Below are 12,935 nucleotides of genomic sequence, written 5' to 3'. Positions count from 1 at the left end.
CTTTTTGCTTTTTATCCGGTTTGTAAAATCCTGAAGTTAATCGTTTTCGAATTTTCTTGCGGCGAGGTACTCGTATGTTGCGTAACGGGCATCGACCTCTCGCTGTATTTCAACGAAGAACTCCTTCGCCAAGTCAGGATGGCTTTTCTTGAGCATACGGAAACGGTTTTCCATATTCAGGAACTGCTCGACTGGAATTTTCGGTTTTTTCGAATCGAGAATCAATGGATTCTTGCCTTCTTTTCTTCTGTCCGGGTTGTAACGGTAAAGCAGCCAGTGCCCTGAATCAACGGCGGCTTTCTGGTGTCCCATGCCGATAGCCATATCTATGCCGTGAGCGATGCAATGAGAGTAGGCTATGATGACCGATGGGCCGTCATATGCTTCGGCTTCGAGGAACGCTTTTACCGTGTGCTCGTCCCTCGAACCAAGTGCTACACTGGCGACATAAGCGGTGCCGTAGGTCATGGAGATCATGCCAAGATCTTTTTTCTGCAAAGGACGTCCTGCTGCGGCGAACTTCGCGACAGCCGCTTTCGGGGTGGCCTTGGATGACTGACCGCCTGTATTGGAATATACTTCGGTATCGAGTACCAGAAGGTTGACGTTCTCAGCGCTTGCGGTGACATGGTCGACTCCGCTATAGCCGATGTCGTATGCCCAGCCGTCTCCACCGATACCCCAGACGCTTTTCTTGACCAGCATATCGGCTACGCCGAGCAGGTTCGTCGCTTCAGGGCGGTCAATGCCCGCAAGTTTTTCTTTAAGAACTTTTACCCGTTTACGCTGTTCGAAAATTGCCGGTTCGTTTTCCTGTGTGGCTTCGAGGATTTCAGTTGAAAGGGTTTCCCCTATCTCTGCTGAAAGCTCTTTAACCAGTTCTTCGGCATATTCCTTCTGTTTGTTGATCGAAATTCTGAAACCCATGGCAAACTCGGCAGTATCTTCGAACAATGAGTTCGACCATGTTGGGCCGAGGCCGTCAGGGTTTGTACAGAATGGAGTTGTCGGCAGGTTACCGCCATAAATGGAGGAGCAGCCGGTGGCGTTGCCAAGGACGAGACGATCTCCGTAAAGCTGGGTCATGAGCTTTACGTATGGTGTCTCCCCGCAACCAGCACATGCTCCGGAGAATTCAAAAAGAGGCTGCTGCAGTTGTTGTTCCTTGATGAGACGAGGGTTTATCAAGGAACGGTCGAACTCGGGAATATTGATAAAGTAGTTCCAGTTATCGATTTCATCTTCGCGAATAGGAGCCTGGAGATCCATGTTCAGAGCATGACGTTCAGGATCTTTCTTGTCCCTTGCAGGGCAGATATGAGCACAGATTTCACAACCGGTACAGTCTTCCACCGCTACCTGAATGGTATATTTCAGGCCATTCCAGTTCTTTCCTTTTGCATCGATGCATTTGAATGTCTTCGGTGCGTTCTCGAGATATTTCGGGTCGTACGCCTTGGAGCGGATAACGCCGTGCGGGCACATCAGTGCGCATTTACCGCACTGGATGCAAATATCCTTTTCCCATACCGGAACCTTTTCAGCCAGGTTGCGTTTTTCGAATTTCGAGGTGCCGACCGGGAATGTACCGTCAGGAGGCATCTGGCTTACCGGTATATCGTCTCCTTCGCCCGATATGATTTTCGCCAGGGTGTTACAGACGAACTCGGGAGCTTCACCAGAAATAGGAGGCCGCATCGCTTTTTTGCTGTCGGCAACAGAGCCGAGGGGAACCTCGTGGAGATTTGATACAGAGTTCTCGACCGCCTGAATGTTCTGGTTGACTATTTCGTCACCTTTTTTTCCGTAGGTTTCGCGAATCGATTCCTTGATATTTTCAATGGCTTCTTCGCGGGGAAGTACACCCGAGATGGCAAAGAAGCAGGCCTGCATGATCGTATTGATTCGCTGACCCATGTGGCTTTGCTCCGCCACCTTGTACGCATCGATTGTATAAAGTTTCGCTTTTTTGTTTATCAGGTGCTCCTGTACGAGCTTCGGTAGCTGGTCCCAGAGCTGATCGGGTGAATAATGAGAGTTCACCAAAAGTGTTCCGCCTTCCTTGAGGTTTTTCACCAGATCGATCGATTCGAGGAAAATCCAGTGGTGACACCCGACAAAATGTGCCGTCGATACCTTGTAGGTTGATCTGATGGGATCAGGACCGAACCTGAGGTGCGAAACGGTAATCGAGCCGGCTTTTTTGGAATCGTAGACAAAGTAGCCCTGAGCATAGTTATCGGTGTTTTCACCGATAATCTTGATGGTGTTTTTGTTCGCGCCGACCGTACCATCCGATCCGAGGCCGTAGAACATGGCCCTGAAAACGTTTTCTTCCTCTATACAGAGGTTCTCGTCGTAATCGAGGCTTGTATGCGTAACGTCGTCTGTAATGCCGACGGTAAAATGATTTTTCGGTTCTTCCTGTGCAAGGTTATCGAATACTGCCTTGACCATGGCTGGCGTGAACTCTTTCGATGAGAGGCCGTACCGCCCGCCTATCACTTCGGGATGGCCTTCGTCCATACCTTCGTGAATGGCGTTGACAACGTCGAGATAGAGCGGTTCTCCGGCGCTGCCCGGTTCCTTCATACGGTCAAGTGCGGCAATGGATTTGACGGTCGACGGGAGCGCAGCCAGGAATCGCTTGACATCGAACGGGCGGTAGAGGCGAATCTTGATCAAGCCGACTTTTTCGCCCTGACGGTTGAGGTATTCAACTGTTTCGAGTGCGGTTTCAGCACCAGATCCCATCATGACAATGACACGATCTGCATCCGGGGCACCGTAGTATTGGTAGAGCTTGTACTGACGTCCGGTCAGTTCAGCGAATTTGTCCATTGTTTTTTCAACAATGTCCGGGCAGGCATTGTAGAACGGGTTGACGGTTTCACGGCCCTGGAAGTAGACGTCCGGGTTCTGCGATGTTCCCCGAATGATCGGTGCATCGGGTGACATCCTCCGGTTTCTATGGGCGGTAACCAGTTCGTCGTCTATCATGCTCTTGATCTGATCATTGGAGAGCATTTCTATCTTGGTGATTTCATGCGAGGTACGGAAGCCGTCGAAGAAATGGAGAAACGGCACGCGTGACTCGAGCGTGGCCGCTTCGGCGATCAATCCAAGATCCATGACTTCCTGACCGGAACATGACGAGAGCAGTGCGAAACCTGTTCCGCGTACCGACATCACATCGCCATGGTCACCGAAGATGGAAAGTGCCTGGCAGGCAAGTGAGCGCGCCGAGACGTGGATGGTACAGGGGCTCAGCTCACCCGCGATCTTGTACATCGACGGAATCATGAGAAGCAAACCCTGGGCGGCGGTAAACGTTGTGGTCAGGGCTCCTGTCTGGACAGCGCCATGAACCGCAGCGGCAGCACCTGCTTCACTCTGCATTTCATCTACCAGTGGGACGGTGCCCCAAACGTTCGGGAGTCCTTCTGCAGCCCATGCGTCTGAATACTCTCCCATGTTCGAGGCCGGCGTAATAGGATATATTGAGATAACCTCGTTTGTACGATAGGCAACATAAGCCAGTGCTTCATTGCCTTCCAATGTCTTATAAATCCGACTCATTGTATAAAAAATAGAAAACAGGTTATTGTTTGCTGGACTTAACGTGTAACTGTATCAGGTATGTCGGAACGATTGATTCTCCTTCGAACCGAAAAAATAATCAAAGAATCAATATACATCATTTTAATTACATTTCGATATGATAAAGTTGTCGGCTGTTTGATTCCGGCGTCTGTAACCGGCTTACTTTTTTTAAGCCTTTTGTTTAATTGACTTTTTTCGAGGTTTATTTTCATGAATGATATTGTCTATGGCAGGAACGCTGTGCTCGAGCTGCTCGCTTCGAACCCTGAAAAGATCGAAAAGATTTACATGCAGTTCAATACAGGGCATCACAAGCTCAAAGAAATTCTCATTACAGCCAAACGTTCAAAGATTCCGACAGGTAAAGCTCGTCTTGAGAAACTCGGTGAGATTGCAGGAACAACCAAGCATCAGGGGGTTTGCGCACTGATCAGCACGATACGTTATTATCAGCTCGATGAAATTTTTCAGAACCCTCGCAATACCAGTCCTTTGATCGTTATCCTTCCCGGGCTGAATGACCCACATAACGTCGGAGCTATCATCCGTACTGCCGAAGCGGTTGCAGCCGATGCCGTCATACTGATCGACGGCAAAGGTACCCCCATCAATGCAGCGGTGCACAAAGCGTCGGCAGGGGCGGCTTCGCACATAAGGCTTTGTAAGGTGAGAAGTCTTGTTGCCTGCCTTAAAATGCTTCGGGAAAAAGGGTATCAGGTTATCGCAGCGGATATGCATGCCGAGAAAAACTACACCGACATTGATTTCAGGCTTCCTTCGGTCTTGCTTATGGGAAGTGAAGGACGGGGGCTCACACCTCATAGCCGTGAACAGTGTGACTGTCTTGTCCGTATACCGATGGCCGGTTGTGTCGAGTCTCTCAACGTAAGTGTTTCGGCAGGGGTATTGCTCTACGAAGCGATGCGTCAACGGTTGTTGTAGGGTGTCTTGAAAAACCTGCTGCGGTTTCTTCGAGCTTCGTTGAGCTGTGCCCGGATTCCTCATGTCCCGACAAGTCGGGACACTCTCCCGATAGTATCGGGACTCCGTTCGTTTCGCTCTTGAAACTCTCACAACGGTTTTTCCTGCTTTTTGCCGGTTACCGACCGAGTACTGGAGACGGATTTCCGCCTGGCGCGGGCAGTTTTCCCATCTTTTGCCAGATGCAAAAAAATATTACCTTGGTTTTTTAATTGACCGCTTTCAATCTCACTGAACAATTAAACAGCTCACGGCCATGAATTTTCCTGATGATCTCCGTTATACCAATGACCATGAATGGGTCAAAGTGCTTGAAGATGGAACAGTTCGTGTTGGAATAACCGATTTTGCCCAGTCCGAACTGGGTGATGTTGTTTTTGTTGAAACAAAGCCCGTGGGAACTTCCTTGACGCAGCATGAGGTTTTCGGTACAGTCGAGGCCGTAAAAACCGTTGCCGATCTGTTTGCGCCGGTTGCCGGCACGATCAAAGCCGTAAATGAAGCTCTCGAAGCGGCGGAAGTCGTCAATACCAATCCTTATGAAGAGGGCTGGATGATAGAGATTTCCATGGATGATCCGACGCAGCTCGATGCGTTGATGACTGCCGAGCAGTACAAAAAAACAGTCGGGGAGTAGTGCAATGCCATTTATTGCCAATACTGACGGCGACCGTGAAGAGATGTTCAAAGGAATAGGGGTTGCATCTTTTGACGAACTGATTACGGACATCCCCGAGGAACTTCGTCTGAAAGGGCCGCTCGATCTTCCTGCAGCGCTCACCGAGCCTCGAGTGATGCAGCTTATGGAACAACTCGCTGCAAGTAATGTCTCTACCGCGAGTCATACAAGTTATCTCGGTGGAGGTGCCTATGATCATTATATCCCTTCTGCAATCAAGACCATTGTATCGCGCAGTGAGTTTTACACCGCGTATACCCCCTATCAGGCAGAGGTTTCCCAGGGTACGCTCCAGGCTATCTATGAGTACCAGAGCATGATCTGTAGACTCTATGGTATGGATACAGCAAATGCATCGCTTTATGACGGTGCGACAGCTCTTGCCGAAGCTGTTTCGATGGCTATGGCCGTCACCGGTCGTTCAAAAGCTGTTGTTGCCGGCAAGCTGCATCCATATTCCCGGCACGTTCTCGAAACATTCATAGAGGCCGGCGGTGACCGTGCGGTTGTTCAAAATGTTTTGGCTGATGGCGTTTGCGATATTGAAAGCCTGGAGGAAACGGTCGACGAAGGCATTGCTGCCGTCATTGTCCAGCAGCCGAACTTCTACGGATGCCTCGAGGATGTCGATCGCATCGGTTCCATTGCCCGCGACAACGGAGCACTTTTCATCGTTTCGGCAGATCCGGTTTCTCTTGGTATTCTCGAGGCTCCAGGCAATTACGGTGCAGATATAGCTGTCGGCGAAGGGCAGCCTCTCGGCAGCGCATTGAATTTCGGCGGTCCCTATCTCGGAATTTTTGCCGTCAAGAAAGACTATGTTCGTAAAATACCGGGACGGCTTGTCGGGCTGACGAAAGACAAGGATGGTGACGATGGTTTCATTCTTACCCTGCAGACAAGAGAACAGCATATTCGACGCGAGAAGGCAACTTCGAATATTTGCACAAATCAGGCTCTGAATGCTTTACAGGCGGTGGTGTATCTCTCTCTTCTCGGCAAGCGAGGGCTCAATGAAGTTGCAGACCATTCCTTGCGGAAATCGCATTATCTTGCCAATAAGATTGCCGAACTGCCGGGATATTCGTTGAAATATCAACAGCCGTTTTTCAGAGAATTCGTTGTGAAAACACCGGTACCTGCTGAGAAGGTCGTCGCTACGATGCTGGAACAGGGGATTCTTGCCGGTTACGATTTACGTGCTGTGGGTGAAGAAGGGTTGCTTGTTGCCGTGACCGAGAAGCGCACGCAAGAGCAACTTGACGATTTTGTCAGGAAACTCGGGGCTGTCAGCTGACAAGCCCCAGGTTTCTGAGTTCTTCCTTGACTTTTTCTTTATTCTCTTCTTGCAAGGCAACGAGTGGCAGGCGGTATACTTCTTCGATCATACCCATCAGTGAGAGGCTGTATTTGACCGGTACAGGGTTACTTTCGATGAAGTTCAGGTTGAAAAGCCTGCGGAGCCTGTTGTTGATCACTCTTGCTTCCTCGAGATTACCCTCATGCATCAACGTGACAAGCTGCTTTATTTCTCCGGGTACCTGGTTTGCCGCGACCGATATGACGCCGTCTCCCCCAAGGGCCATGAACGGCAAAATAAGCGGGTCCTCGCCGGTTAAAACTGAAAAGCTTCGAGGACGCAGTGCAAGCAGTTCCATGATTTGACTCATATTGTCCGATGCTTCCTTTACGGCGGCGATATTTTCACAGTCATTCGCCAGACGGAGAATGGTTTGAGCCGTCATATTGCTGCCTGTTCTTCCGGGAACGTTGTAGACGATAATCGGTATGGAAACCGCCGCGGCGATATGGCTGTAGTGCTGATAGAACCCTTCCTGTGAGGGCTTGTTATAGTATGGGGCGACCGAGAGGATCGCCTGTGCCCCAGCTCTTTCAGCATTTCTCGCCAGTGCTACCGCATTGTCCGTGGCATTGGTTCCCGCTCCTGCAGCCACAAGGAGTTTGTTCCCGGCTTCTTCACGGACGATTCCGATTATTTCTGTTTGTTCGTCGGCGCTGAGTGTCGGAGATTCTCCGGTTGTTCCGCATGGAATGATGATGTCCGTTCCCGCGGCAATATGAAACTGCACAAGGCGGCGCAATGCTTCCTTGTCGACCGACATATCTTGCTTGAAGGGTGTTACCAGGGCAACAGCGGAACCGGTGATTTTTCTTTTTGACATAAACGATCTAAACTGCGTTGAAAGACTTTTGCAAGTCTTGCATGATATCCATGATTGGTAGTAAGTATAAGAGAAACTTATCTTTTTTGCTACAGAGCATCACGTTTAATTTGTTCACTGCTGCCATTGCTGGTTGGCGAGCGGTGCAACGGAAGAAGGGCGCTATGTTCTCAGGTGGTTGTAGCGGTTTGCCAAATGCCCAGTTTTTTTCAGTCCTTCCCGGTGGTTTTTGCATGTTCGATGAGTTCTTCCGCAGCACGCAGGGAGGATTCGGAACGTTGTTTTCCGCTTATAAGATTTGCGACCGCCTCGATATGTTCCGCACCGTCGAGGGGTCTGACTTTCGTCAAGGTACGCTCGTTCTCTACAGTTTTTTCAACTGAAAGGTGGCTGTCGGCCATCGCGGCTATTTGTGCAAGATGGGTAATCGAAATGATCTGATGTGTTCTTGAAAGGTTCCTGAGACTTCTCCCGACAGCATCGGCAACCCTGCCGCTTATACCGGTATCGATTTCATCGAAAACGAGAATGGGGAGCTGAGTGTTTTCGGCAAGTATGCTTTTCATGGCAAGCATCACCCTTGAAATTTCTCCTCCAGAAGCAATTTTTGCAAGTGGTTTCGGCGATTCACCGATGTTTGTGGAAAGAAGAAATTCGATACGGTCATAGCCATTATCATAAGCGGTATAGCGTTTTTCTTCAATGGATATATCCCCGTTTTCCGAAAGATCCTGACCAATGCCGACGCTGAGCACACCGTGGGGAATTCCGAGCTTTCGAAGCTCACCCACAATGGATTTTTCAAGAAGTTCCGCTGTTTTCAGCCGTTCTGAAGATATTTCCGCTGCGTGCTCTGAAAGCTCTGTTTCGAGAGATGCTATTTCTTTGCGGATTTGTTCATTTCTTTCACAAAGGTTGTTTTCCAGTGAAAGTTCACTAATGATGTTTTCCTCGAGATCGATAAGCTCTTCGATTGTTTTGCCGTACTTTTTCGTTACACGTTGTAACTGCATCTGGCGTTCCCTGAGAACTTCGAGGTGTTCTGGATTGAATTCGATTCTTTCAGAATAGCTTCGAACGGTTCGGCTGAGTTCTTCGACAACACTTTTTGCGCTTTCAGCATCTTCAAGGTGCGGATGAAAACTTTTGTCTATTGCGGCCAGGCTGCCGAGCTGTTGAACGGCTTCAGAGAGCTGGACAAAAGCCGAGCGTTCCGTATCGTACAGCTGCTCGTTGATTATCGCACACAGACTGAAACGTGTTTCGGAATTTTCGTGCAGCCTGATTTCTTCTTCAAGTTCGATACTTTCGCCTTTTTTGAGATCGAGCGACTCCAGTTCTTTCAACTGGTATTCGAGCAGATCGCGTTTTTCCTGTATCCGGTCTGTGTCGGCAACAACTCTTTCGAGTTCTTTTCTTCGCTGTCTCAGGTGTGCATAAACTTTTTGATACGATTCGACGCGTTCAGCAAGCTGTCCGAATTCGTCCAGCATGGAAACATGTGTTTCGGGGTGTAGGAGGAACTGGTGTTCATGCTGTCCGTGAAGATCGATGAGAAGGTCTCCTACATGTTTAAGAACCTGCAGGGTACATGGGGAGTCATTGATAAAACATCGTGATTGTCCTTTTGCTGAAATCTCCCGGCGTAGAAGGATCTCTTGACCCTGATCGATTTCCGCCTCTTCGAGAATGGGAGACAACCTGTGAAGGTTTTCAGGAACCATGACCGCTTCTATAATCGCTTTGCTTGATCCCGAACGGACGAGGTCGCTGTTGGCTCTCATACCGAGAACCTGATTCAAGGCTCCTATGAGAATTGATTTACCAGCGCCTGTTTCACCGGTGATGATGGTCAGGCCTTTGGAAAACTCGATGGAGAGTTCTTCGATCAGAGCGAAGTTCTTGATGTAAAGGTTGGTAAGCATAGTCAAAAGATAAAGCTTCGATGACATGAATATCAAGCTTTATCATCTGACAAGTGCCATTTCATCTTCGAGCTCGATCGTACCGCTGAATGTACTTCCGGCTATCGTAACCCTGATCAGGTAAAGGCCGGAAAATGCAGCAGTGCCGTCGTCGCAAAGTCCATTCCATTCGAAACGTCCCTCAGGGCCAGAGGGACGTCCTTCGGCCAGGCTTCGTATCGCCTTGCCGTCACTGTCGTAGATGGCCGCCGCAACCTGATACGCTCCGGCGGGCAGTTTGTAGCGTATTATCGCCTTGTTTTCACTGCCGGGAGTAAATGTTTCAGGGTCGATTGACAATGACGGTTTTTGGTTCAACCGTTCAGTCGGCAGGTAGATGCTGTTTTTTTTCCCTGGAGTTGCTGCGTATTCGCTGTCCATCGAAGAAGACCAGCTTTCGGGGGCGTTAGACGACAGGCGGTCATTGAATTTTTCCAGAGAACGGCCTTTTGTGTTTTTTACGTAAGGATTGTGCCATGCACTGTTATACGAAACGGAGTCGATGACCGTTCCATCGACATCTTTCAGGGTGATGCAGTCCATATCGTTATTGAGGGAAAATGTTTTGCGCTGGACGATGAAAATTTTAACAGAGGGGGCGTGTGAAAGGTAGTCGTAAAACCGAACAAGCCGTGAGGTTTCACGATCCAGGCTTTCTTCCGGCACTATGATGCCGTATTGTCCAGGGGCAAGGAGATTGTCAGCCAAAGAATCTTCCGCAAAATGGTAGGTATACCGTTTACCGCTCGAGGTTGGGCAATCCTGGAAATGCCAGCCGTGAAGATCGACGGTTTCTTTGCCGGGGTTGTAGATTTCCACGAAATCAGGTTGATCCTCGAGGCCGTCATCTTTTCGCTGGACTGGAGCGAAAAGAATTTCGTTTATAACCGGAAGGGTTTTGTTTTCGATAATTACAGATGTTCCGTTAAGTGATATTTGGTCGTTATTTGCTTCGCAGGACGATAAAAAAAGCGTAATCGAAAAAAGAATAAAAAAAAACCGCATAACGGTGTTTATTTACTGGTTGTCGGTGAGCATGTCGAACGCGTGGTAAGTGGTTGGCGACAAATGAGGCAAGTCCGGAAATATATCATTCCCGGACTGTTTCATTCAACCGTTGCCGGAAGAAGAGTCCTTTTTTTCGGAGGGCTTATCTTCAACCGCTTTGGTGAATTCATCTTCTATTTCTGTTTGTGCTTTCCTGAACTCTTTCATGCTTTGGCCTAGTCCTCTTGCAAGTTCCGGGAGCTTTTTGGCCCCGAAAAGCAGAAGTATCACCAAGAAAATCAAGATGAGTTCTGAACCACCTGGTAACCCGAATAAAAACATGGTCGTGTCTCCTGATAATTTATGTCACGGTGCGGAATCTGAATACGGCCCGCTTGAATGTAAATATATAACCAATACCCATGCTTTTAACAAGGTTTTTTGTTTTTTGGTCTATATGGTTATGTGGTTATGTGTTGCGCATTGCAATCACTGTTTTTCCCGCAAGAGTTTTCTCTCCTTCCGAAACAACAATTCGGGTGTTTGCGGGGAGGATGATGTCGAGGCGGGAACCGAATTTAATCATCCCAAATCGTTTTCCCGCTTCGACATGTTCTCCGATTGCAAGGTTACAGACGATTCTTCGGGCCACAAATCCGGCAACTTGTGTGAAAAAGATGGGAAAGTCGCTGTTTTTCAAACCTATCTCCATTCGCTCATTGTTGTTCATGCTTTCATGATCGAATGCCATGAGAAATTTTCCCTTGTGATAACGAAGATGTTCGACTCTACCATTGAAAGGGATTCTGTTGACATGGACATTGAAAAGCGACATGAAGATGCTCACAAGTATTGAATCCGTTCCGGTAAAAGGGTGCGAAACCTTTTTTATCAAAAGTATCCTGCCATCAGCAGGTGCAAGGATTGCGTTCGGATCAGCAGGTGCGACACGTGAAGGGTCCCGAAAAAAGTAGAGCGTGAACAAGAAAAAACCTGAAGCCGCTGCGAGCAGCAGGGTTTTTACGAATCCAGAGGATAACACACCTCCGGCGGCGAGTAGGGTACAGATGAGAAATGTTTTGACGATTGTGCTACGGCCGTAACGGGATGGCATATTGAGAGAGTGTTACGTTATTGAAATAGTTGCTTTCCACGTCGTTTTCGATCATCGAGACATTGTGTTCGACGGTGTATTTTGTTTGTTGTGGGATAAAATACGATACATTACACAATCTGTTTCATAAAAAAGAAAGACTGCAATATGCCTCGTGAGCTGAACAATATCGAGAGGAAATTTCTTGAACAGCTGATTGTTCGCAAGCTTGTTCTCACAGGAGAACACGTTCTGGCCGCAGTTTCAGGGGGGCCTGACTCCATGGCTTTGCTTCATCTTCTTTGTGCGGTCAGGCCGGTTTTGCATTGCAGGGTCAGCGTTGCACATTGCAATTTCCAGCTCAGGGGGCAGAGTAGTCTGCTCGATGAAGAGCATGTTCGCCGAGAGGCTGAAAAACTTGGCCTTACCTGTCATGTTCAGCATTTCGATACACGAAAGGATGCTGACGAATGGAAGCGGTCGATAGAGGAGACGGCGAGAATAGAGCGATACGGTTATTTTCATGAACTGATCGAGCAGCACGGTTTCGACAAGATCGCCACAGGGCATCATGTCAGTGACAATGCGGAAACCATCTTGTTTAACCTTTTCCGGGGAACATCGATTCCCGGTTTACGGGGAATCCGTGCGTTTCATGGCCATATCATTCGCCCGTTGCTGTTGATGCAGAAGGCGGATATCCTCGGGTACATCGTGGAAAAAAAGATCGATTATCGGACGGATGCAAGCAACTTGGGAATTGAACCGGATCGAAACTTCATTCGTCACAAGGTTATTCCTCTCATCGAGGAGCGTTTTGAAAACAAGCTACTCCCTTCATTGCAAAGGATTTCGGATCAGGCTGCCGAACTGGAGGAGTTTCTCGAACTGCATTTTGAACGACTTGCCCAGGATGACGAAGGGCTTGTCCTGACCGACCACCGGTTGCTGGTGTCTTCACTCTTGCGGTTGACGGTTTTCGAAAGAAAGGAGCTCTTGAAGCGGGCTTTACAGGATTACGGACGTGAACCCTCATCGCGGATACTGCAGCAGCTTGTCGATCTTCTCGAAACTCAACCGGGACGTAGAATCGATCTGTCTGCAGAACTCGAGGTTGCCTGGAAGGGGAAGTACTTGATTTTTGGGAGGAAAGGTAATCGGGAATGGGTAATCGGGAATGGGTAATCGGGAATGGCGGGATGTCATGCCGCACTCGATGCGGCATCCATGGTGGCGTTCGTTGGAAGATGGATCCCCGGGTCGCGCTTCGCTTGCCCGAGGATGACTTTTTTTATCTTTACTTTAGTACTTGTCACTCGTCACTCGTCACTCGTCACTCGTCACTCGTCACTCGTCACTCGTCATTCAGCTACCTATTTTCTCCGTTTTCCATTTCGGACCTGAAGAAGCTCAGCGGTAAATCAGTTTTTACGATGACCGATTCC

At 48.8% G+C, this 12,935-nt stretch carries 11 protein-coding genes; 5 read left to right on the top strand and 6 right to left on the bottom strand.

All coding sequences use genetic code 11. The features are described from left to right. Positions 1-36 precede the first annotated feature (36 nt). Positions 37-3,579, bottom strand: a complete 3,543-nt coding sequence (nifJ, locus tag QZ209_RS02220) for a pyruvate:ferredoxin (flavodoxin) oxidoreductase (protein WP_294344275.1) — start codon at positions 3,577-3,579, stop codon at positions 37-39. A gap of 234 nt (positions 3,580-3,813) precedes the next feature. Between nifJ and rlmB the strand changes: the two genes are divergently transcribed. From rlmB to gcvPA, 3 genes are all read left to right on the top strand, one after another. Beyond that, the gene (gene rlmB, locus QZ209_RS02215) at positions 3,814-4,545 is read left to right on the top strand and encodes a 23S rRNA (guanosine(2251)-2'-O)-methyltransferase RlmB (protein ID WP_294344274.1); all 732 of its coding nucleotides are present in this window, start codon (positions 3,814-3,816) and stop codon (positions 4,543-4,545) included. A 295-nt stretch (positions 4,546-4,840) separates the two neighbouring features. Then, the gene (gene gcvH / locus QZ209_RS02210; RefSeq protein ID WP_294344271.1) at positions 4,841-5,221 is read left to right on the top strand and encodes a glycine cleavage system protein GcvH; all 381 of its coding nucleotides are present in this window, start codon (positions 4,841-4,843) and stop codon (positions 5,219-5,221) included. Between the two features lie 4 nt (positions 5,222-5,225). Beyond that, positions 5,226-6,560, top strand: coding sequence for an aminomethyl-transferring glycine dehydrogenase subunit GcvPA (gene gcvPA, locus QZ209_RS02205; RefSeq protein ID WP_294344268.1), 1,335 nt, complete (start codon positions 5,226-5,228; stop codon positions 6,558-6,560). On the opposite strand, the gene dapA is transcribed toward gcvPA, so the two are convergent. The 5 genes from dapA to QZ209_RS02180 form a co-directional block, all read right to left on the bottom strand. Beyond that, positions 6,553-7,446 carry a 4-hydroxy-tetrahydrodipicolinate synthase gene (gene dapA, locus QZ209_RS02200; protein ID WP_294344266.1) on the bottom strand — a complete coding sequence of 298 codons (894 nt, stop codon included), beginning with the start codon at positions 7,444-7,446 and terminating at the stop codon, positions 6,553-6,555. The two genes, gcvPA and dapA, sit on opposite strands and share 8 nt — an antisense overlap. Positions 7,447-7,655: 209 nt before the next feature. Further along, positions 7,656-9,398, bottom strand: a complete 1,743-nt coding sequence (gene recN, locus QZ209_RS02195; protein ID WP_366515732.1) for a DNA repair protein RecN — start codon at positions 9,396-9,398, stop codon at positions 7,656-7,658. A 15-nt stretch (positions 9,399-9,413) separates the two neighbouring features. Next, positions 9,414-10,415, bottom strand: a complete 1,002-nt coding sequence (locus QZ209_RS02190; RefSeq protein ID WP_294344264.1) for a lamin tail domain-containing protein — start codon at positions 10,413-10,415, stop codon at positions 9,414-9,416. A 105-nt stretch (positions 10,416-10,520) separates the two neighbouring features. After that, positions 10,521-10,739, bottom strand: a complete 219-nt coding sequence (locus QZ209_RS02185) for a twin-arginine translocase TatA/TatE family subunit (protein WP_294344263.1) — start codon at positions 10,737-10,739, stop codon at positions 10,521-10,523. Between the two features lie 127 nt (positions 10,740-10,866). Next, complete coding sequence (locus QZ209_RS02180; RefSeq protein ID WP_294344262.1) at positions 10,867-11,511, bottom strand: phosphatidylserine decarboxylase; 645 nt, start codon at positions 11,509-11,511, stop codon at positions 10,867-10,869. Positions 11,512-11,658: 147 nt separating this feature from the next. Here QZ209_RS02180 and tilS point away from each other — a divergent pair, with 147 nt between their 5' ends. Continuing rightward, positions 11,659-12,675 (top strand): tRNA lysidine(34) synthetase TilS, encoded by a 1,017-nt coding sequence (gene tilS / locus QZ209_RS02175; protein WP_294344261.1) that lies wholly within the window; start codon positions 11,659-11,661, stop codon positions 12,673-12,675. Then, positions 12,654-12,935, top strand: a 282-nt coding sequence (locus tag QZ209_RS02170) for a hypothetical protein (RefSeq protein WP_294344260.1), incomplete at its 3' end; no start/stop codon positions are given. The genes tilS and QZ209_RS02170, both read left to right, overlap by 22 nt.

The sequence above is a fragment of the Prosthecochloris sp. genome (assembly GCA_015482705.2).
Lineage (GTDB): Bacteria > Bacteroidota > Chlorobiia > Chlorobiales > Chlorobiaceae > Prosthecochloris.
This window is presented reverse-complemented; position numbering and strand designations above follow the sequence as displayed.